Raw genomic sequence first — 20,372 nt, forward strand, 5'->3', positions numbered from 1 at the left:
CTCCGATCAAGCTGTTAGCGGTCAACTCAGGCTACCGAGCCGCCGGCTGCTTCGATGGCTGCTTTCGCGCCAGCGGACACTTTCAAGCCCTTCAAATTCACCGCTTTGGTGATTTCGCCGGACAAGATCACGCGCACGTCACGGGCCAACACGCCCAGAACGCCAGCTTGCTTCAAGACCAGAATGTCGACATCGCCAACAGCCAGGTTGTTCAGATCGGACAGGCGCACTTCAGCTTTGAAGGTTGCGTGCATCGATTTGAAACCGCGCTTAGGCAGACGGCGTTGCAGAGGCATCTGACCGCCTTCGAAACCGACTTTATGAAAGCCGCCCGAACGCGATTTCTGACCTTTGTGACCACGACCCGAGGTTTTACCCAGGCCGGAGCCGATACCGCGACCGACGCGACGCTTGTAGTGCTTAGCGCCTTCGGCTGGTGCAATAGTATTCAATTCCATGATTTGCTCCGTTCGTGTAAGCCCGAAGGCTTACCCGACAACTTTAACGAGATACGATACTTTATTGATCATGCCGCGTACGGATGGGGTGTCTTGCAATTCGGAAACCGAATTTACACGACGCAGACCCAGACCGCGCACGGTAGCGCGATGCGATTCGCGCGTACCGATCAAGCCCTTGACCAATTGCACTTTGACTGTGTTTGTCATTTTGTCCACCTTAAGCCAGAATGTCTTCGACCGACTTGCCGCGTTTGGCAGCGATATCGGAAGCAGTGCTCATTTTCGACAGGCCGTCCAGCGTAGCGCGTACCAGGTTGTATGGATTGTTCGAACCGGTGGATTTCGCCACCACGTCCGTCACGCCCATCACTTCGAAGATAGCGCGCATTGCGCCACCAGCGATAACGCCAGTACCAGGCTTAGCTGGGTTCATCAGGACCTTGGAGGCGCCGTGACGACCAACAACCGTGTGATGCAAGGTACCGTTTTTGAGCGGTACTTTGATCAGGTTGCGACGGGCTTCTTCCATTGCCTTCTGCACGCCAACTGGCACTTCTTTCGATTTGCCCTTGCCCATGCCGACGCGGCCATCGCCATCACCAACTACGGTCAGCGCGGCGAAACCCATGATACGACCACCCTTGACCACTTTGGTCACGCGGTTGATCGCGATCATTTTTTCGCGCATGCCATCATCCGGCTTGTCGCTTTGCATTTTTGCTTGCATTTTTGCCATGATTGATCCTTAGAACTTCAGACCGGCTTCGCGTGCGGCTTCTGCCAACGCTTTCACACGGCCGTGGTAACGGAAACCGGAGCGGTCAAACGCAACTTCGGTAATCCCTGCTTTCAACGCTTTTTCAGCGACGCGCTTGCCGATCAAGGCTGCAGCAGCGGCATTGCCGCCTTTGCCGGATTGGCCTGCCAGTTCAGCGCGAACTTCCGCTTCAGCCGTCGAGGCCGAAACCAGGACTTTAGCGTCCGGGCTGATCAGGTTGGCGTAAATGTGCAGGTTGGTGCGATGCACCGACAAGCGATTTACTTTCAATTCCGCAATCTTGATGCGGGTTTGGCGTCCGCGGCGAAGCCGTGATTCTTTCTTATCCATCGTCAGCCCCTAATTACTTCTTCTTGGTTTCTTTAAGCTTAACCACTTCGTCCGCATAGCGAACGCCCTTGCCTTTATAAGGCTCAGGAGCGCGGTAAGCACGAACTTCAGCGGCTACCTGGCCAACCTGTTGACGGTCGATACCTTTAATCAGGATCTCGGTCGGGGTTGGTGTTGCGCAGGTAACGCCAGCTGGCATGTCATGCACTACAGGGTGCGAGAAACCCAGGGACAGATTCAGCTTGTCGCCTTGGGCTTGCGCCTTGTAACCCACGCCTACCAGGTTCAGCTTTTTCTCGAAACCCTTGGTGACGCCAACAACCATGTTGTTGACCAGTGCGCGCAGCGTGCCGGACATGGCATTGGCTTCGCGGCTGTCGTTCGCCACGTCGAAACTCAGGGTTCCTGCATTGTTTTCCACTTTGACCTGGCCGGTGAGGGCCTGGGAAAGTACGCCCAGCGGGCCTTTTACGGTGATCGCTTGTGCGGAGATGGCGACTTCGGCGCCAGCTGGCACTACGATAGGCATTTTAGCTACTCGAGACATGTGTAACTCCTTAAGCCACGTAGCAAATAACTTCGCCGCCGACACCGGTAGCGCGTGCTTTGCGGTCAGTCATGACGCCTTGCGGAGTCGACACGATCGCCACACCCAAGCCATTCATCACAACAGGGATCTCGTCTTTACCCTTGTAGACGCGCAGACCCGGACGGGACACGCGCTCCAAGCGCTCAATGACGGGACGGCCAACATAATACTTCAAACCGATTTTCAGTTCCGCTTTGCCACCAGCTTCGGCAACAGCGAAATCTTCAATGTAACCCTCGTCCTTCAGGACGCTGGCAATCGCAATTTTGACTTTCGACGATGGCATGGCCACGGTCGTCTTTTGCACGCCTTGTGCATTGCGAATGCGGGTCAGCATATCGGCGATAGGATCGCTCATACTCATTGCATATTCTCCTATTACCAGCTTGCTTTTGTCATACCCGGAATTTCACCACGCATGGCGAATTCACGGAGCTTGATACGACCCAGACCGAATTTACGGAATGTGCCGCGCGGACGACCAGTGATGGCGCAACGGTTACGTTGACGCGTCGGGTTCGAGTTACGTGGCAGCGCCTGCAATTTCAGGCGAGCTTCGTAGCGCTCTTCTTCCGATTTCGATTGGTCATCGACGATGGCCTTGAGAGCTTCGCGCTTAGGGGCGAATTTCGCCACCAGGTCAGCACGCTTGATCTCACGATTAATCAGTGACAGTTTGGCCATGATCAGTTCCTGAAAGGGAATTTAAAGGCGGCGAGCAAAGCTTTGGCTTCGTCATCGGTCTTAGCGGTTGTCGTGATGCTGATATTCATACCGCGCAACGCGTCAATCTTGTCGTATTCGATTTCAGGGAAAATGATCTGTTCCTTGACACCGATGTTGTAGTTGCCACGACCATCAAATGCACGGCCGTTCACACCACGGAAATCGCGTACGCGCGGCAGAGCCACGGTAATGAAGCGATCCAGGAACTCGTACATGCGAGCGCCGCGCAGGGTGACCATCGTACCGATCGGGTAACCTTCACGGATTTTGAAGCCTGCGATCGCTTTGCGGGACTTGGTGGTCACTGGCTTCTGGCCGGCGATCTTGGTCAAGTCAGCAACTGCGTGCTCGAGAACTTTTTTATCCGCGATAGCCTCACCAACACCCATGTTCAGGGTGATCTTGGTCAGGCGTGGAACTTCCATTACCGACTTGTAACCAAACTTGCTGGTCAGGTCGGCAACGACTTTTTCTTTATAGAATTCTTGGAGACGTGCCATGATTTCTTAAGCCTTCACTACTTCGCCGGAGGATTTAAAGATGCGAACTTTCTTGCCGTCCACTTCTTTGAAACCCACGCGATCTGCCTTGCCAGTCGCTGCATTAAACAATGCAACGTTGGACACGTGAATTGGCATGGTCTTATCGACGATACCACCAGTTACGCCAGTCATCGGGTTTGGCTTAGTCGCTTTTTTAGCGATGTTAATGCCGTCAACCACGATATGTTCAGCATCGATACGCTGCTGTACCACACCACGTTTGCCCTTGTCTTTCCCGGTCAGAACGATGACTTCGTCGTTTTTACGAATCTTATCCATTACGACTCCTTACAGGACTTCCGGTGCCAGGGACACGATTTTCATGAACTTCTCAGTGCGCAGTTCGCGCGTGACAGGTCCAAAAATACGGGTACCGATCGGTTCCAGCTTGGCGTTCAACAGAACGGCGGCATTGCCGTCGAACTTCACCAGGGAACCGTCTTGGCGGCGAACACCTTTAGCGGTGCGCACAACCACGGCGTTATAAATTTCACCTTTTTTGACACGGCCACGTGGCGCAGCAACCTTAACGGTTACCTTGATCACATCGCCAATGCCAGCATAACGGCGCTTGGAGCCGCCCAATACCTTGATGCACATTACTTCTTTGGCACCGGTATTGTCAGCCACTTCGAGCCGGCTTTCAGTTTGAATCATAGTATTCTCTTTCCCAACTTAAGCCGAAGAATCCACACAATGTAGACCCACGGTCAGTCTTGGTCCCGCCAGAGCCGCCCTGCTGGGCTTCACTGTTTGGGTGCATGACCTTCATACATCAACTGACCGCGAATGCTACTGTCTGTGGCCAGACACTTTGCGGCGTTACATGAACGAAGCCCGCAAGTATTACATACAATTTGCGGGCCTGCAAGTACTAATTAAAAGCCACCGCCGAAACGGTGGTTTTTATTTAAACGGTTGGTGCGGCTTGAACCACACGTGTCACCGTCCATGCCTTCGTTTTGGAGATCGGGCGACCTTCCTGGATCTCGACCGTGTCACCGGCCTTGACTTGGTTGGTCTCGTCATGCGCGTGATACTTGTTCGAACGCATGATGATCTTGCCATACAAAGGATGTTTTACGTGGCGCTCGATCAGAACGGTAACGGTCTTGTCCATCTTGTCCGAAACCACTTTACCGATCAGCGTGCGCTTGAGCGACTGTTTCACTGGTTCGTTCATTTGGCTTCCTTCAGATTCATTACCGTCTTCACACGCGCGATATCGCGGCGTACCTTCTTGAGCTGCGAAGTGTTGCTCAGCTGCTGCGTAGCGATTTGCATGCGCAGGCCGAACTGTGCCTTCAACAGGTCATTCAGCTCTTTTTGCAGAGCTGGCTGGTCCTTGCCGCGGAGTTCAGATGCTTTCATATACAACTCCAATTATTGGCCGACTTGGCGGATGACAAACGTCGTCGCCAGTGGCAGTTTAGCGGCGGCAAGACGGAATGCTTCCCGTGCCAGCGCTTCATCAACGCCATCCATTTCGTACAGTACTTTACCTGGCTGAATTTCAGCGACGTAGTACTCAGGATTACCTTTACCGTTACCCATACGGACTTCAGCCGGCTTGTTCGAAATCGGTTTGTCCGGGAAAATACGGATCCAGATACGGCCACCGCGCTTGATGTGACGCGTCATTGCACGACGCGCCGCTTCAATTTGACGCGCAGTGATACGACCGCGCGCAACTGCCTTCAGACCGAATTCGCCAAACGACACGGCGGTGCCGCGGCTGTGCGAAATACCGGTATTACGGCCTTTCTGCTCTTTACGATACTTTCTGCGTGCTGGTTGCAGCATGATTATTCTCCTGCTTTCTCAGCTGGTGCTGCTGCGGCGGCCGGTTTAGCGGCGGTACGCACACGTGCACCTGGTGCTGTGGATGGTTTCGCACCGGCACCGGCTGGACGTGGACGGCCAGCTGGCTTGCCATCGTCACGGCGTGGGCCGCGGCTTTTCTTCTCGTCAGCTGGGGTATCGATGACTGGTGCATCGCCGTTAGGCGCGCGGTCACCTTTGTATACCCACACCTTGACACCGATGATGCCGTAGGTGGTCGACGCTTCGCTGGTACCGTAGTCGATATCGGCGCGCAGGGTATGCAGAGGCACGCGGCCTTCGCGGTACCACTCTTTACGTGCGATTTCGATACCGTTCAGACGGCCGGACGACATGATCTTGATACCGAGAGCACCCAGGCGCATTGCATTTTGCATTGCACGCTTCATGGCGCGGCGGAACATGATCCGTTTTTCCAGCTGCTGAGCGATCGAGTCGGCGATCAGTTGCGAGTCGATTTCTGGCTTGCGAATTTCTTCGATGTTCACGTGAACAGGTACGCCCATGATCTTGGTCAGCGCGGACTTCAGTACTTCGATGTCTTCGCCTTTTTTACCAATGACCACGCCTGGACGCGAGCTGTAGATCGTGAAGCGCGCGTTCTTGGCTGGGCGCTCGATAACGATGCGGCCAACGGAAGCGTTCTTCAGTTTCTTTTTCAGGTAAGCACGTGCTTTCAAGTCTTCGTTCAGCATGGCAGCGAAATTACCGTTGCCTGCATACCAGCGCGAAGCCCAGTTACGGGTGACCGCCAGACGGAAACCGGTTGGATGAATTTTCTGACCCATCGTGGCTCCTTAGTTACCGACAGTCACGTAAACGTGACAGGATTGTTTCGAAATACGGTCGCCACGGCCTTTTGCACGCGCGGTGAAGCGCTTCAGGACGGGGCCCTTTTCGACGTAGATCGTTTTCACGAACAATTCGTCGATGTCCGCGCCATCATTGTGCTCGGCATTCGCAATAGCGGATTCCAGAACGCGTTTGATGATCGCAGCACCTTTTTTCGGGCTGAATTGCAAGATGTTGAGTGCAGCGTCAACTTTCTTGCCACGGATCAGGTCAGCAACCAGGCGGCCCTTTTGGTCCGACAGGCGCACACCTTTGAGGATAGCTTTAGTTTCCATTATTTCTTAGCCTTTTTGTCAGCTGCATGGCCCTTGAACGTACGGGTCAGTGCGAATTCGCCGAGCTTGTGACCAACCATGTTTTCGGAAACATAAACCGGCACGTGCAGCTTGCCGTTATGCACCGCGATCGTCAGGCCGATGAAGTCAGGCATGATTGTCGAACGACGCGACCAGGTTTTGATTGGCTTTTTGTCTTTGGCTGCTTGCGCGGCTTCAACTTTTTTCACCAGGTGGGCGTCACAGAACGGCCCTTTTTTCAATGAACGTGTCATGTGCTACCCCTTATTTCTTGCCGCGGCGCGAGACGATCATGGAAGTAGTACGCTTGTTGCTGCGTGTCTTCTTACCCTTAGTCTGTTGGCCCCAAGGCGAAACTGGATGACGACCAGCTGCTGTTTTACCTTCACCACCACCGTGCGGGTGATCGACCGGGTTCATGACCACACCGCGAACGGTAGGACGAACACCGCGCCAGCGCATCGCACCAGCTTTACCGATTTTACGCAGGCTGTGCTCGGCATTGCCGACTTCACCAACCGTTGCACGGCACTCGATGTGCACGCGACGTACTTCACCCGAGCGCAGACGCACTTGAGCGTAGGTACCTTCACGTGCCATCAGCACAACGCCAGCGCCGGCGGTACGTGCCATTTGAGCACCTTTACCTGGCAGCATTTCGACGCAATGCATCACGGTACCGACTGGGATGTTACGGATTGGCAAGCAGTTACCCGATTTGATCGGTGCTTCCGAACCGTTCATCACGTTGTCGCCAACGGCCATGCCTTTGGTTGCGATGATGTAGTGACGTTCGCCGTCGGCGTAGCACAACAGAGCGATATTCGCGGTGCGGTTTGGATCGTATTCGATACGTTCCACTTTCGCTGGAATACCATCTTTGGTGCGCTTGAAGTCGATCAAGCGATAGTGTTGCTTATGACCACCACCGATATGACGGGTGGTGATGTGACCGTTGTTGTTACGACCAGCGGTCTTGGATTTCTTTTCAACCAGGGCAGCGAACGGACGACCTTTGTACAGGTCGGCATTCACCACCTTTACCATGCCGCGACGGCCTGGCGAGGTTGGTTTCATCTTAACGAGTGCCATTATGCAGCCTCCTCGGAGAAGTTGATTTCCTGGCCAGGCTTCAGGCACACGAAAGCACGCTTGGTATGGTTACGACGACCGTTGAACTTGCCGGTGCGCTTTTGCTTACCTTCGCGGTTTGCAGTTTGCACGGACAGAACTTCAACCTTGAACAGCAGTTCGACCGCTGCCTTGATTTCAGGCTTGGTTGCATCCGGCAGTACGCGGAATACAATTTGCTCGTTCTTTTCCGCGACCATGGTGGCCTTTTCGGAAATCACGGGCGCCAACAGCACCTTCATCAAGCGTTCTTCGCTATGTTTCAAAATCGCGCTCATGCCAGCATCTCCTCAATCTTGGCCAATGCAGCTTTGGTGACCAGGATCTTCTTGTAGAACACCAGGGACATCGGGTCTGCGTGACGTGGCTCAACGACGAGTACGTTAGGCAGGTTGCGCGATGCCAGTTCCAGGTTTTCGTTCAGAACGTCGGTGATGATCAGAACCGAATCAAAGCCCAGGCCGTTCAATTTTTGCGACAGCAGCTTGGTTTTTGGCGCGTCGATCGTCAGATCGTCGATGACGATCAGGCGCTCTTCGCGAGCCAGCTGCGACAGGATCGAGCAGATACCTGCGCGATACATTTTTTTGTTCACTTTGTGGGTGAAGTTTTCGTCAGGCGAGTTCGGGAAAATCCGACCACCGCCGCGCCACAGTGGCGACGACGACATACCAGCACGCGCGCGGCCGGTACCTTTTTGGCGCCATGGCTTTTTCGTCGTGTGGTGAACTTCTTCACGGTCTTTTTGCTTGCGGTTACCACTACGTGCATTCGCTTGATAAGCGATGACGACTTGGTGGATCAGCGCTTCATTGTAGTCACGGCCGAAAATCGTATCGGCTGCAGCAACGTTCGAGGCGGCTTGACCTTGCGCATTCAGAAGCTTGAGTTCCATCGTTTAAGCTCCCTTCTTGGCTTTGGTTTTGATGGCTGGCGAGACAACTACCTGGCCATTTTTCGCACCTGGAATCGCGCCTTTGACCAGCAACAGCTGACGGTCGGCATCGATACGGGCGATCACGAGGTTCTGGATCGTACGGTTAACGTCACCCAGATGACCGGTCATGCGCTTACCAGGGAAAACGCGACCTGGATCTTGTGCCATACCGATGGAACCTGGAACGTTATGCGAACGCGAGTTACCGTGCGTTGCACGGCCAGAAGCGAAGTGGTAACGTTTGATAACGCCTGCATAGCCTTTACCGATGGTAACGCCTTGCACGTCGATCTTTTGACCGACTTCGAACAGGGAAGCAGCGACAACATCGCCAGCTTTCAGTTCAGCGGCTTTAGCAGCATCAACGCGGAACTCTTTCAACAGAGTACCGGCTTCAACACCAGCTTTAGCGTGATGACCAGCAACAGCTTTGGTCACGCGGGAAGCGCGACGTTGACCGAATGCGACCTGAACAGCGGAGTAACCATCTGTTTCAGGGGTTTTGATTTGCGCAACACGGTTGTTCGATACGTCCAACACGGTGACAGGAATCGAATCCCCTTCATCCGTGAAAATGCGCATCATACCAACCTTGCGACCGAGAAGGCCTAGGCTCATTTTTTCTCCATTCCCACCTGCGATTGGGCGGGGCTTGTTTAACTACAAAGTAACGTAGGACTCAAAAAAGACGAATCCATACCGAAGCCGGCTAGTATATAGCACAAAAACCCTTGACGCAACAAGTTAACACGAGGTATGTCAAAGTGTTGCGCGACGCCCCTGCAGGAGTTGTCGAACACCTCCCGCAATTGTCGCAGCGCCTCGTCAAAATGAGCATCCATGCGCCCTGACGCCACAAAAAGAAGGGCGCGGACCAGGCTTGTGCCCCGTCCGCGCCCATGCGTCATGCGAGTCGCTGGTCTAGCCGTTGCAGCGCTCCAGGCAATGTTGGAGCAGGTCACGGCAAATCGGGCTGCCGCCCAATGAACCGGTGCAGCCGACATAGCTGCTGTCGCAGCGCGAACGGCATTGCCAGACATCCTCACTCGCCGCGGCATACGCGTAACCGGCACTCAGGCCACAGGCGAAGAGGAAAAAAGCCAGTTTCTTGATCATGGTGCTGTCTCCAGATTGTTATGTTGGAATGAAAGGAACTGCCCGGTGGCGGCAAGCCATCCTTCCTGCCGCCCGCTATTACTCCCGCAAACCGCAACACACAATACCGTGCTGCCCGGAAAGCAATACCAAAGACTACCGCAAACAATACCAACTTAAAACCAATTATTTTCCAAATCAGCAATCTTTTTCATGCCTCACTGGAGCAGGCTCTGACGATTGCTGCCCTCCCCTGCCTACCTGATACCAGTCCACCTTGCGCGTCGCCACCATGATGGCGGCCAGCACGGCGAACAGCAGGATGCTGCCCATCACCAGCGCATTGTTTTCCGAGCTCAGCAAGCCATACAGGGCGCCATACAGCACGGTCAGCGCCACGCCGAAGCCGATGCCGCGCCAGGCGTTGTGCAGCACGTGCACCAGGTAAAAGCTGGTCAGCACGATGCACGCGGCGCTGGCGATCAGATAGGCGGCCAGGAAGGCGATATGCTCGGCCAGGCCCACCAGCAGCAGGAAGAAGATCACCAGCGACAGGCCCACCAGCAAATATTGCACCGGGTGGATCGGCAGGCTTTTCAGGATTTCAAAGATGAAGAAGGCGGCAAAGGTCAGTGCCACGAACAGCAAGCCATATTTCGTGGCCCGGTCCGACTGCGAATACACGTTCACCGGCTCGATGAAGCCCACGCTGAAGCGGTCGATCTGGCCCAGCGGGGCGCTGTCGGGCACCTTGAATTCCCCTTCGATCGTGCTCAGTTGCGTTTGCGCATTGGTGGCCAGCGACGAGATATTCCACGCTACATTGAAGCCCTGGGCATCGATCTGGCGATTCTTCGGCGACGGCAGGAAGCGCCCGCCAAACTGCGGATGGGGCCAGTTCGACTTGATCTGGATCTGACTGTTCTTGGCCACCGGCACGAAATGCTGGCGTTCGATGCCATCGAGGCCCAGGTCAAAGCTGAAGCGCACCTGTTGCGGCGCCGCCAGAGGCATGGCGCCCAGCGGCGCATGCAAGCCGCTGCGGAAGGCAAGCAGGTCGGTACCCTGCTCGAACTCGATCTTTTGTCCGCCCCAGTCGATTTTCGGAATATTGCGGATGCCGCGCACGTCCTCGATGGAGAGGGCGACGAAAGGCTGGCCCAGGGTCACGCGCGAGTCCGGCGACTTGCGCGGCAGTTGGCTGCTGGCCGGCACCGTGAAGTCGCCCTTGAACGCATGCTGGCCGCTGTAGACCAGCACCTGGTGGATGCCGCGGTAACGGCGGTCCGTCTCGATGTTGCCGTTGATCTGCAGATCGTTCGGGTACACGAGCAGGCGACGCTGCACCAAGCGGCGCAGCAACTCCGTGCGCGCAGGCGCTTTCGCTTCCTTGTCATCACCCTTGGCCACTTCCACGCGCTCTTCGTACTGCTCCGTGTAGGGAATCACGAGGATGGGGCCGATGATGGTTTGTTCGCGCACCGAATCGGCGGCGATGCTGTTGACGGCTTCCTGGCGGAATTCCATCCGCTCCTTGATCGTTTCCTGAATCATCAGCAAAGGCAAGCCGATCAACAACATCAGGCCGAACACGATCAACGCTTTGACTAAGAGAGTTTTTTGCATGGCGCATCCTTGAAGTAAGGCGGCCAGTGTAGGAAAGCTGTATGCGCTGACGATGCAGTCCGTGTGAAGCCTGTAAATAAAGTGCGCTAAGCCAGCGGCAGGCACAGGCACGCGCAGGCACCGCCTTCCACATGATTGAGCACCTCGACCGTGCCGCCATGCAGGGAAGCGACCTCGCGCACGAAGGGCAGGCCCAGGCCCGTGCTTTTACCGGCGCTCGGGCGCGGCAAGGAGTAGAAGCGCTCGAAGACGCGTTCGAGCGCATATGCGGGGATGCCCGCGCCGCGGTCACGCACGGCAATTTCCACCTGGCTACCCTGGCGCCGCGCCGTCAGGTCGATGCAGCTGCCGGGCGGGGCAAAGCCGGCCGCGTTATCGAGCAAGTTGCCCAGCGCCTGGCGCAGCAACAGGGGGTCGCCCGCCACGCTCGCCTCGTCGTGCTGCAGCTGCAGGCGCACGCCGCGCGCCGCCAAGGTGGCGGCCCCGTCCTGCGCCACTTGCGCCAACAGGGGCGCCAACGCGATACGCTCGGGGCTATCCAGGCGCTGCTGCTTTTCCACGCGCACCAGGGCCAGCAGTTTGTCGATCAGTTGCCGCTGGCGCGCATTCTGCTCCAGGATGCTGGCGAGAAACTGGCGGCGCTCGGCCGGCGGCATGTCTTCCTGCAGCAGCTCGGCAGAGGCCTGGATGGCGGCGATCGGGCTTTTCAATTCATGCGCCAGCGTGTGCATCAACTGCTCCACATACTCCTTGCCCTCCAGGCGTGTGCGCATCGCCTCCAGCGCCCGCCCCAGGGTGCCGATCTCGTTCTGGCCCAGCGCCGGCAGCGCCACCTTGCGCCCAGCCTCCACGTCGCCGATGTAATGCATCAACTTGCCCAGTGCATGGTGCAGCCACCAGGCGAATGCCAGGCCGATCAGCAGCGACAGCAGCAACAGCACGGCGCCGCGCTGCAATATCTTGCGCTGGCTGCGCTCGACAAACGCCTGCACGCTGGCATTCGGCTTGGCCACCGTCAGCACGCCGATCACCTCATTGCCGTCGCGAATCGGCGCGGCCACGTGCATGACCGTCGACATCTCGTCGTCTGGCCGGCTGCGCGTGCTGCGCGCGCCATACTTGCCCTGCAAGGTGAGGTACACGTCATTCCAGCGCGAATAGTCGCGGCCCACGTCGCGCCCGCTGGAATCGAACAGCACGATGCCATGCCGGTCCGTGATGGTGATGCGGTAATCGAGCGTGCGCTTGCGCACGCCGTTGATATTGACGTCCACGCCATGGCGCGCGTAATCCTGCATGCGTTCTGCCACAGGCGACTGCGCCAGGCTGCCCGCCTTCACGTCGGGCGCCACCAGGCTGGCCAGCAGCTGCGAAGTGTCGACCAGGGTGTCTTCCAGGGTCGAGCGCACACCGGGCTTGACCTGCTCCATGAAGACGTTCAGCAGGAACCATGCGGCCAGCCCGACGATCAGGAAGTAGCCGAGCAGGATGCGCAGGCCGATCTTCATGCGCCGGCCAGGCTGTAGCCGAGGCCACGGTGGGTGTGGATGGGGTCGACTTGCGCATCGATGGCGCGCAGCTTGGCGCGCAGCGATTTGACGTGCGCGTCGACGGTACGCTCGAGCGTGTCCGGCGCCCCGCTCCACACGCGCTCCATCAGCTGCGCGCGCGACAGCACGTGGCCGGGATGCGCGAGCAGGGTTTTCAGCAACAGGTATTCATAGCGGGTCAGGTCCAGCGGCTGGCCGTGAAAGAGCACCTTCGCCTCCAGCGCCCGCAATTCGAAGCGCGCCGGCGCGGCGACAGGCGCGGCTATCGTCATGCCAGTCTCGCGGGGAGCTTGCGCGACACCTGCGCGGCGCAGGATGACGCGGATGCGCGCCACCAGTTCACGAGGTGAAAACGGTTTCGTGACGTAATCGTCGGCGCCGATTTCCAGGCCGACGATACGGTCGATCTCATCGCTGCGGGCCGTCAGGAAGATCACCGGCACCTCGGAAAACTGGCGCAGCCGGCGGCACACTTCCAGCCCGCTCATGTCGGGCAAGCCCACGTCGAGCACCACCAGAACGGGCATCTGCGCGGCTTCGCCGGGCGTTGGGCGCAACGCGGCCAGGGCTTGCTCGCCCAACATCACATGGCGCGGCGCAAAGCCGTCCGTGCGCAAGGCATAGGCGATGCTGTCGGCAATCGCCTGTTCATCTTCCACGATCAGGACAGTCTTGGACATGGCGGCGGCACGCAGTAGTGGACAGACCCGGAGTATCCCTGAAGCACGCAAGCGGCGTCAATCGCGCGCCTTGCCGCGCGCCGGCAAAAAGCCACCCGCCCCAAAAAACTTATAGTATATTTATCGCAGCATGACTCCACTGATACACCGTGCCCAACACCCGTCCGAGGAGACTATGAAGAACCATACCATCAGCCTGCTATGCGCTGTCAGCCTGCTGGCCGCCTGCGCGGCGCCAGCGACGATCACCACCTCCAACGCACAACAAGACGCCTGCAACGCGGCCGAGCTCAAGGGCCAGTTTGGCGAAGCGGAACTGGCTTGCGTACAGGCGCTGCGCAGCGCCGAGCAGGCCGGGGCCAGCGCGGACATCCTCTCGCAGCGCCAGTACAACCTCGGCCGCATCAAGCGCTTGCAGGGCAAGAATGCCGAAGCGGAGCAGCTGTACCGGCAAGCCCTGGCCACGGAAGAAGCGGCGCAGCCACGCAGCGATGCGCGCGTCGGCCGTCGCATGGTGGAACTGGCGTCGGCCCTGGCCGCGCAAGGCAAGTGGCAGGAAGGCACAGGCTACCTGGAACGCGTGCTGCCGTTGCTGCCGAAGCTGTCGTCCGCGTCGCGCACGTATTCGGCGGAAGTGTTGCGCCAGTACGCCAGGCAGCTGCAAGGCGGTCCGCAGGCGGCACTGGGCGCGCGCTTCGACGCGGTGGCGGCCAGCCTGCAATAAGAGACGCCCGGAGCCCGGCCTACGGCTGGGCGACGTGGATGCTGGCCTTGATGTGCTTGAGGTGGGCCACGATGGTGAACGTCATCACCACCAGCAGCGACCAGGAGCTCCATTTGCTGACATGCACCACCGACCAGGCGCCAAGCTGGTTCGGATAGCGCCACACACCCCAGAAGGTGCTGATGTTTTCAGCCAGCCAGATGAAGAAGCCGACCAGCACGAAACCGAGCAGCAAGGGCATGCTGCGGTCGCGGTCGAGCGGACGGAACACCACGGTGGTGCGCGCGTACAAACCCAGCGCGCAGGCGGCCAGGTACCAGCGATAGTCGCCGATGTAATGATGAGTAAAGAAGTTGGCGTAGATCAGTACAGCGATCAGCACCGCCATCCAATATGGCGGATGGTGGCGAATCCGCATGTCGAGCAGGCGCCAGGTCTGGATGATGTAGCTGCCGACCGCCGACATGAAGCCGGAAAACAGGGGAACGCCGAACACTTTGGTATAGGCAAAGTCGGGATAGCTCCACGACTGGATCGTCCCCGATACCTTGAATACTTCCAGCGCAAAGCCGACCGCATGGAACAGGCAAATGGCTTTCAGCTCATCCCACGTTTCCAGTCCGCTCCAGACCATCGCCGCCTGGATCGCCAGCGCCACCAGCAGCAGCACGTCATAGCGCGGCAGGCCGAACAGGCCGGCGCGCGGCACCAGGAACACGGCAGCAAAAAACAGCCCCACGAACAGGCACGACCTCGCCTCCTTGATGCCGAAATACAGGAATTCGGTCAGGAAGCGTGACCAGCCGCGCAGGCGCTGGCGTGGAGTCGCATTTAACAGGTGGGTATCGAGAGCATTGAGCATGCAGCAACTTTATCGATGGGCTGCAGCACTGTAAAGCGATTTTGAACGCAGATAGGTGGCGCCAGTACTGGGCAGCACCAATAGCAATGGGGCCGGGCGCACTCACGATCGTGAGCAGGCCCGGCCCCATCATCAGGCAGCGGGACACCCCGCCGGCCTGGAACAGCTGTCAATACCTGATGCTACGGTATTGTCAGCTGCCCTGAAAACTCTTATTGCAGTTTGATTTCGACATCAACACCAGCTGGCAGGTCCAGCTTCATCAGCGCGTCAACGGTTTTGTCCGTTGGGTCAACGATGTCCATCAGGCGTTGGTGCGTACGGATCTCGAACTGATCGCGCGAAGTTTTGTTGACGTGCGGGGAACGCAGCACATCGAAACGCTGAATACGGGTAGGCAGTGGTACTGGGCCTTTGACGACAGCGCCGGTGCGCTTCGCGGTTTCAACGATTTCCAGAGCGGACTGGTCGATCAGCTTGTAATCGAAAGCCTTCAGGCGGATACGGATTTTTTGGTTTGGTGCCGACATGATATTTCCTTAAAAGAACGAACCGCGCAGTCTGCACGGCAATGAGGTCATACGGGAATTTCTGACGCAACAACCGTCAGGGTCGACATGATAGCACCAAAATGCTTGCCAACCCCGGCAGTTGAATAAAAAGAAGGGCGCCGGGCGACGACGCGTCTTCTTTTCTATTCGCTTAATAATTAAGCGATGATTTTGGCAACCACGCCGGCGCCGACGGTACGGCCGCCTTCGCGGATAGCGAAGCGCAGACCTTCTTCCATCGCGATCGGGTTGATCAGCTTGACGGTGATCGACACGTTATCGCCTGGCATGACCATTTCTTTGTCTGCTGGCAACTCGATCGAACCGGTTACGTCCGTCGTACGGAAGTAGAACTGTGGACGATAGTTGTTGAAGAATGGCGTATGACGGCCGCCTTCGTCTTTCGACAGAACATAGATCTCGCCGGTGAAGTGAGCATGCGGCTTGATCGAGCCTGGTTTTGCCAGAACTTGACCACGTTGCACGTCTTCACGCTTGGTGCCGCGCAGCAACAGACCAACGTTGTCGCCTGCTTGACCTTGGTCCAGCAGTTTGCGGAACATTTCCACGCCGGTGCAAGTCGTTTTGACGGTATCGGTGATACCAACGATTTCGATCTCTTCGCCGACTTTAACAATGCCGCGCTCGATACGACCGGTCACAACGGTACCGCGACCCGAGATCGAGAACACGTCTTCTACTGGCATCAGGAATGCACCGTCAACAGCGCGCTCTGGCGTTGGGATGTAAGCATCCAGCGCATCGGCCAGACGCAGCACTGCGTCAACGCCCATTTCGCCTTCTTTGCCTTCCAGCGCCATACGTGCCGAACCTTTGATGATTGGCAGGTCGTCGCCTGGGAATTCGTACTTCGACAACAGCTCGCGCACTTCCATTTCAACCAGTTCCAGCAGCTCTGCGTCGTCGACCAGGTCGCACTTGTTCAGGAACACGATGATGTATGGAACGCCAACTTGGCGGGCCAGCAGGATGTGTTCGCGGGTCTGTGGCATTGGGCCGTCAGCTGCGGAGCACACCAGGATCGCGCCGTCCATCTGGGCAGCACCAGTAATCATGTTTTTGATGTAATCGGCGTGGCCTGGGCAGTCAACGTGCGCGTAGTGACGCGTTTCCGTTTCGTACTCGACGTGGGCGGTGTTAATCGTGATACCGCGCGCTTTTTCTTCTGGAGCCGCATCGATCTGATCGTATGCTTTAGCTTCGCCGCCGAATTTCTTCGACAGAACCGTTGCGATTGCAGCGGTCAGCGTGGTTTTACCGTGGTCGACGTGGCCGATGGTGCCGACGTTGACGTGCGGCTTGGTCCGTTCGAATTTACCTTTTGCCATTTTATTCTTCCTTAGAACAATGATTTAAATGTAGGGACCGGCATTCTCGTGAAAGCCGGCCCGGAACTTCTATTACTTAGCTTTCGAGCTTACGATTGCTTCAGTCACATGCTTAGGTGCTTCAGCATAGTGCTTGAATTCCATCGTGTAAGTCGCACGACCTTGGGTCGACGAACGCAACGACGTAGCGTAGCCGAACATTTCCGACAGAGGCACTTCGGCCTTGATGATCTTGCCGCCACCGCCAGCAATTTCATCCATACCTTGCACCATGCCGCGACGCGACGACAGATCGCCCATCACGGTACCGGCGTAGTCTTCCGGCGTTTCCACTTCCACGGCCATCATCGGCTCCAGGATGACTGGCGATGCTTTGCGGCAGCCATCTTTGAATGCCATCGAAGCGGCCATGCGGAATGCATTTTCGTTCGAGTCAACATCATGGTACGAACCGAAGAACAGCGTGACTTTAACGTCAACGACTGGGTAGCCAGCCATCACGCCCGAAGTCAGCGTGTCGCGCACACCTTTTTCAACTGCAGGGATGTATTCGCGAGGAACGGTACCACCCTTGATCGCGTCAACGAATTCAAAGCCCTTGCCCGGTTCTTGCGGTTCGATCTTCAGAACCACGTGACCGTATTGACCACGACCACCCGATTGCTTGACGAATTTGCCTTCCGACTCTTCGCACACTTTACGGATCGTTTCGCGGTAAGCCACTTGTGGCTTGCCGACGGTGGCTTCAACGTTGAATTCGCGCTTCATGCGGTCAACGATGATGTCCAGATGCAACTCGCCCATACCGGCGATGATGGTCTGGCCCGATTCTTCATCGGTACGCACGCGGAACGATGGATCTTCTGCTGCCAGACGGTTCAGCGCCAAGCCCATTTTTTCCTGGTCGGCCTTGGTTTTTGGCTCAACCGCTTGCGAAATCACTGGCTCAGGGAAGACCATGCGCTCCAGAACCACGCTTGCCTTGTCGTCGCAAAGCGTATCGCCAGTGGTGGTGTCTTTCAGACCCACAACGGCGGCGATGTCGCCAGCGCGCATTTCCTTGATTTCTTCGCGTTCGTTCGCTTGCATCTGCACGATACGGCCGATACGCTCTTTCTTCTGCTTCACGGAGTTCAACACCGAGTCGCCCGAATTCAGGGTACCCGAGTAGCAACGGATGAAGCACAGCTGACCCACGAACGGATCGGTTGCGATCTTGAACGCCAGCGCCGAGAATTTCTCGTCGTCGTCAGCTTTACGCTCGACAGGCTGTTCATCTTCATCCAGACCAGGTACTGGCGGAATGTCGATTGGCGATGGCAGGTACTCGATGACCGCGTCCAACATGGCTTGTACGCCCTTGTTTTTAAAGGCGGTACCGCACAGCATTGGAACGATTTCGCTGGCGATGGTACGTTGACGCAGAGCAGCCTTGATCTCGGCTTCCGACAGGTCGCCTTCTTCCAGGTACTTGTTCATCAGGTCTTCCGACGCCTCAGCAGCGGCTTCAACCATGTTCTCGCGCCACTTGGCAGCATCAGCGGCCAGGTGTGCAGGGATGTCTTCGTATTCAAACTTCATGCCTTGCGAAGCGTCGTCCCAGATAACCGCTTTCATCTTGACCAGATCGATAACACCGGTGAAGACGTCTTCAGCGCCGATAGGCATCTGAATAGGTACTGGGTTGGCTTTCAGACGCGAACGCATCTGATCGTAGACCTTGAAGAAGTTGGCGCCGGTACGGTCCATCTTGTTCACGAAGGCCAGACGTGGCACTTTGTACTTGTTAGCCTGACGCCATACCGTTTCCGATTGTGGCTGCACGCCGCCAACTGCACAGTAAACCATGCAGGCGCCATCCAACACGCGCATCGAACGTTCCACTTCAATGGTGAAGTCAACGTGGCCTGGGGTGTCGATGATGTTGATGTGGTGAGCTGGGAAGTTGTTAGCCATGCCTTTCCAGAAGCACGTAACAGCAGCCGAGGTAATCGTGATACCGCGCTCTTGCTCCTGTGCCATCCAGTCGGTGGTGGCAGCGCCATCATGGACTTCGCCCAGCTTGTGGTTCACGCCTGTGTAGAACAGGACGCGCTCGGTCGTGGTCGTCTTACCTGCATCGATGTGAGCGGAGATACCGATATTACGATAGCGCTCAATGGGGGTCTTGCGGGCCATAATTAATCCTAAATGAATGGACAAAACCGAGCAGCATTTTTTTGCAAAAATGAGCCCGGCCTCGAACAACAGATGCTTGACAGCCGCCTTGCGGTAGCTGGCTTTATATTAGAAGCGGAAATGCGAGAACGCTTTGTTCGCTTCAGCCATACGATGGACTTCGTCGCGTTTTTTCATCGCACCGCCGCGGCTTTCAGCCGCTTCCATCAGCTCACCGCCGAGGCGTTGTGGCATCGATTTTTCGCTGCGCTTGTTAGCAGCTTCACGCAACCAACGCATGGACAGAGCCATACGACGGACTGGGCGAACTTCGACCGGCACCTGGTAGTTTGCACCACCGACGCGACGGGATTTCACCTCAACCAACGGCTTGGCGTTGTTGATTGCGGTAGCAAAAACTTCGAGTGGATCTTTACCCGATTTTGCTGCGATGTGCTCGAAAGCACCGTAGATGATGTTTTCTGCAACCGATTTCTTACCGGACAGCATCAGCACGTTTACAAATTTAGCGACATCAGTGTTGCCGAATTTTGGATCTGGCAAAATTTCGCGCTTGGGTACTTCACGACGACGTGGCATATCAATTCCTTTCAATCTTCAGTTGAGCGCGCGCTCTTCGCACACTCGCGGACGACCATCATAGTCCTCCACTTACTCGACCAGATGCGGTCGACTACATTCACTTAGCTAGTTGCCACTGAGCGAAACTTGGGTTTGCTGCGTACAACCTATTACTTCTTGCCTGCTTTAGCGCGCTTGGTACCGTACTTCGAACGCGATTGCTTACGGTCTTTAACGCCTTGGGTATCCAGGGCACCGCGAACCATGTGGTAACGCACACCCGGCAAATCCTTAACGCGACCGCCGCGCAGCAGCACAACACTATGCTCTTGCAGGTTATGGCCTTCACCGCCAATGTACGAAATCACTTCGAAACCATTGGTCAGACGAACTTTAGCGACTTTACGCAGAGCCGAGTTAGGCTTCTTTGGAGTCGTGGTGTAAACACGTGTGCAGACGCCACGTTTTTGCGGGCTGTTTTCCAGCGCCGGCGATTTGCTCTTCACGGTCAAAGCGACGCGTGGATTGCGAATCAATTGATTGATGGTTGGCATCGTTATAAATCCAACAAAAAACTACGATTAATAACCCGGGCAAGATGCCCGGCGACTAAAACCTCGTCCCGCTTTCATCTACTGCGCACCGGAGGCGCCCGCAGCCACTCGATAAGGAGCGGCCATGAAATGCCAAGCAATACGTAAACGATGAGCAG

The 20,372-nt window shown here is 56.7% G+C and carries 31 protein-coding genes; 1 reads left to right on the forward strand and 30 read right to left on the reverse strand.

Annotated features, from left to right (window positions below):
- Window positions 1-26: 26 nt before the first annotated feature.
- From rplO to creB, 24 genes are all read right to left on the reverse strand, one after another.
- Entirely contained in the window at window positions 27-458 is a 432-nt protein-coding gene (gene rplO, locus VPH40_RS11235) for a 50S ribosomal protein L15 (RefSeq protein WP_034753211.1), read from the reverse strand.
- A gap of 30 nt (window positions 459-488) precedes the next feature.
- Window positions 489-668: a 50S ribosomal protein L30 gene (gene rpmD / locus VPH40_RS11240; RefSeq protein WP_010394435.1), complete on the reverse strand. Its 180-nt coding sequence runs from the start codon at window positions 666-668 to the stop codon at window positions 489-491.
- A gap of 10 nt (window positions 669-678) precedes the next feature.
- Entirely contained in the window at window positions 679-1,197 is a 519-nt protein-coding gene (rpsE, locus tag VPH40_RS11245; RefSeq protein ID WP_010394433.1) for a 30S ribosomal protein S5, read from the reverse strand.
- A 9-nt stretch (window positions 1,198-1,206) separates the two neighbouring features.
- Window positions 1,207-1,569, reverse strand: a complete 363-nt coding sequence (gene rplR, locus VPH40_RS11250; protein WP_010394431.1) for a 50S ribosomal protein L18 — start codon at window positions 1,567-1,569, stop codon at window positions 1,207-1,209.
- A gap of 13 nt (window positions 1,570-1,582) precedes the next feature.
- Entirely contained in the window at window positions 1,583-2,116 is a 534-nt protein-coding gene (gene rplF / locus VPH40_RS11255; protein WP_034778281.1) for a 50S ribosomal protein L6, read from the reverse strand.
- Window positions 2,117-2,126: 10 nt separating this feature from the next.
- Window positions 2,127-2,522, reverse strand: coding sequence for a 30S ribosomal protein S8 (gene rpsH / locus VPH40_RS11260; protein WP_034753208.1), 396 nt, complete (start codon window positions 2,520-2,522; stop codon window positions 2,127-2,129).
- 14 nt (window positions 2,523-2,536) lie between these two features.
- Complete coding sequence (gene rpsN, locus VPH40_RS11265; protein WP_010394423.1) at window positions 2,537-2,842, reverse strand: 30S ribosomal protein S14; 306 nt, start codon at window positions 2,840-2,842, stop codon at window positions 2,537-2,539.
- A gap of 2 nt (window positions 2,843-2,844) precedes the next feature.
- Window positions 2,845-3,384 carry a 50S ribosomal protein L5 gene (gene rplE / locus VPH40_RS11270; RefSeq protein ID WP_010394421.1) on the reverse strand — a complete coding sequence of 180 codons (540 nt, stop codon included), beginning with the start codon at window positions 3,382-3,384 and terminating at the stop codon, window positions 2,845-2,847.
- A 6-nt stretch (window positions 3,385-3,390) separates the two neighbouring features.
- Window positions 3,391-3,705, reverse strand: coding sequence for a 50S ribosomal protein L24 (gene rplX, locus VPH40_RS11275; RefSeq protein WP_034753204.1), 315 nt, complete (start codon window positions 3,703-3,705; stop codon window positions 3,391-3,393).
- 9 nt (window positions 3,706-3,714) lie between these two features.
- Window positions 3,715-4,083 (reverse strand): 50S ribosomal protein L14, encoded by a 369-nt coding sequence (gene rplN / locus VPH40_RS11280; protein WP_008444317.1) that lies wholly within the window; start codon window positions 4,081-4,083, stop codon window positions 3,715-3,717.
- A gap of 253 nt (window positions 4,084-4,336) precedes the next feature.
- Entirely contained in the window at window positions 4,337-4,609 is a 273-nt protein-coding gene (gene rpsQ, locus VPH40_RS11285) for a 30S ribosomal protein S17 (protein ID WP_010394415.1), read from the reverse strand.
- On the reverse strand, window positions 4,606-4,797 hold the full coding sequence (rpmC, locus tag VPH40_RS11290; RefSeq protein ID WP_010394412.1) for a 50S ribosomal protein L29: 192 nt from the start codon (window positions 4,795-4,797) through the stop codon (window positions 4,606-4,608). The genes rpsQ and rpmC overlap by 4 nt, the downstream gene beginning before the upstream one ends.
- A gap of 12 nt (window positions 4,798-4,809) precedes the next feature.
- Window positions 4,810-5,229 carry a 50S ribosomal protein L16 gene (gene rplP / locus VPH40_RS11295; protein ID WP_034753201.1) on the reverse strand — a complete coding sequence of 140 codons (420 nt, stop codon included), beginning with the start codon at window positions 5,227-5,229 and terminating at the stop codon, window positions 4,810-4,812.
- A gap of 2 nt (window positions 5,230-5,231) precedes the next feature.
- Complete coding sequence (gene rpsC / locus VPH40_RS11300) at window positions 5,232-6,056, reverse strand: 30S ribosomal protein S3 (protein WP_034753199.1); 825 nt, start codon at window positions 6,054-6,056, stop codon at window positions 5,232-5,234.
- Window positions 6,057-6,065: 9 nt separating this feature from the next.
- Window positions 6,066-6,398, reverse strand: coding sequence for a 50S ribosomal protein L22 (gene rplV / locus VPH40_RS11305; protein ID WP_170840583.1), 333 nt, complete (start codon window positions 6,396-6,398; stop codon window positions 6,066-6,068).
- Window positions 6,395-6,670: a 30S ribosomal protein S19 gene (gene rpsS / locus VPH40_RS11310; RefSeq protein WP_008444295.1), complete on the reverse strand. Its 276-nt coding sequence runs from the start codon at window positions 6,668-6,670 to the stop codon at window positions 6,395-6,397. Before rpsS ends, rplV begins: the two co-directional genes overlap by 4 nt.
- Window positions 6,671-6,680: 10 nt before the next feature.
- Window positions 6,681-7,508: a 50S ribosomal protein L2 gene (gene rplB, locus VPH40_RS11315; protein ID WP_328573476.1), complete on the reverse strand. Its 828-nt coding sequence runs from the start codon at window positions 7,506-7,508 to the stop codon at window positions 6,681-6,683.
- Window positions 7,508-7,825 carry a 50S ribosomal protein L23 gene (gene rplW, locus VPH40_RS11320; protein ID WP_010394398.1) on the reverse strand — a complete coding sequence of 106 codons (318 nt, stop codon included), beginning with the start codon at window positions 7,823-7,825 and terminating at the stop codon, window positions 7,508-7,510. The genes rplB and rplW overlap by 1 nt, the downstream gene beginning before the upstream one ends.
- Entirely contained in the window at window positions 7,822-8,442 is a 621-nt protein-coding gene (rplD, locus tag VPH40_RS11325) for a 50S ribosomal protein L4 (RefSeq protein WP_034753197.1), read from the reverse strand. The genes rplW and rplD overlap by 4 nt, the downstream gene beginning before the upstream one ends.
- 3 nt (window positions 8,443-8,445) lie before the next feature.
- Window positions 8,446-9,102, reverse strand: a complete 657-nt coding sequence (gene rplC / locus VPH40_RS11330) for a 50S ribosomal protein L3 (protein WP_010394393.1) — start codon at window positions 9,100-9,102, stop codon at window positions 8,446-8,448.
- A gap of 303 nt (window positions 9,103-9,405) precedes the next feature.
- Window positions 9,406-9,600: a hypothetical protein gene (locus VPH40_RS11335; RefSeq protein WP_077398840.1), complete on the reverse strand. Its 195-nt coding sequence runs from the start codon at window positions 9,598-9,600 to the stop codon at window positions 9,406-9,408.
- A 177-nt stretch (window positions 9,601-9,777) separates the two neighbouring features.
- Window positions 9,778-11,205: a cell envelope integrity protein CreD gene (gene creD / locus VPH40_RS11340; protein WP_328573477.1), complete on the reverse strand. Its 1,428-nt coding sequence runs from the start codon at window positions 11,203-11,205 to the stop codon at window positions 9,778-9,780.
- 86 nt (window positions 11,206-11,291) lie between these two features.
- Window positions 11,292-12,713, reverse strand: a complete 1,422-nt coding sequence (gene creC, locus VPH40_RS11345; RefSeq protein WP_328573478.1) for a two-component system sensor histidine kinase CreC — start codon at window positions 12,711-12,713, stop codon at window positions 11,292-11,294.
- On the reverse strand, window positions 12,710-13,435 hold the full coding sequence (gene creB, locus VPH40_RS11350) for a two-component system response regulator CreB (RefSeq protein ID WP_305053833.1): 726 nt from the start codon (window positions 13,433-13,435) through the stop codon (window positions 12,710-12,712). Before creB ends, creC begins: the two co-directional genes overlap by 4 nt.
- A 175-nt stretch (window positions 13,436-13,610) precedes the next feature.
- Between creB and VPH40_RS11355 the strand changes: the two genes are divergently transcribed.
- Complete coding sequence (locus VPH40_RS11355) at window positions 13,611-14,159, forward strand: tetratricopeptide repeat protein (protein WP_099665741.1); 549 nt, start codon at window positions 13,611-13,613, stop codon at window positions 14,157-14,159.
- Between the two features lie 19 nt (window positions 14,160-14,178).
- Here VPH40_RS11355 and VPH40_RS11360 read toward each other — a convergent pair whose 3' ends face one another.
- The 6 genes from VPH40_RS11360 to rpsL all read right to left on the reverse strand — a co-directional run bounded on the left by VPH40_RS11360 (window position 14,179) and on the right by rpsL (window position 20,214).
- Window positions 14,179-15,021, reverse strand: coding sequence for a DUF817 domain-containing protein (locus VPH40_RS11360; RefSeq protein WP_328573479.1), 843 nt, complete (start codon window positions 15,019-15,021; stop codon window positions 14,179-14,181).
- 212 nt (window positions 15,022-15,233) lie between these two features.
- The gene (rpsJ, locus tag VPH40_RS11365; protein ID WP_010394389.1) at window positions 15,234-15,551 is read right to left on the reverse strand and encodes a 30S ribosomal protein S10; all 318 of its coding nucleotides are present in this window, start codon (window positions 15,549-15,551) and stop codon (window positions 15,234-15,236) included.
- A gap of 179 nt (window positions 15,552-15,730) precedes the next feature.
- Window positions 15,731-16,921: an elongation factor Tu gene (gene tuf, locus VPH40_RS11370; RefSeq protein ID WP_077398776.1), complete on the reverse strand. Its 1,191-nt coding sequence runs from the start codon at window positions 16,919-16,921 to the stop codon at window positions 15,731-15,733.
- 72 nt (window positions 16,922-16,993) lie between these two features.
- Window positions 16,994-19,099: an elongation factor G gene (fusA, locus tag VPH40_RS11375; protein ID WP_077398827.1), complete on the reverse strand. Its 2,106-nt coding sequence runs from the start codon at window positions 19,097-19,099 to the stop codon at window positions 16,994-16,996.
- 108 nt (window positions 19,100-19,207) lie between these two features.
- Complete coding sequence (rpsG, locus tag VPH40_RS11380; RefSeq protein ID WP_010394377.1) at window positions 19,208-19,678, reverse strand: 30S ribosomal protein S7; 471 nt, start codon at window positions 19,676-19,678, stop codon at window positions 19,208-19,210.
- Between the two features lie 152 nt (window positions 19,679-19,830).
- Complete coding sequence (gene rpsL, locus VPH40_RS11385) at window positions 19,831-20,214, reverse strand: 30S ribosomal protein S12 (RefSeq protein WP_010394376.1); 384 nt, start codon at window positions 20,212-20,214, stop codon at window positions 19,831-19,833.
- Window positions 20,215-20,372: the final 158 nt, after the last annotated feature.

Origin of the sequence: Janthinobacterium sp. P210005 (assembly GCF_036231865.1) — a bacterium.
Lineage (GTDB): Bacteria > Pseudomonadota > Gammaproteobacteria > Burkholderiales > Burkholderiaceae_D > Janthinobacterium > Janthinobacterium kumbetense.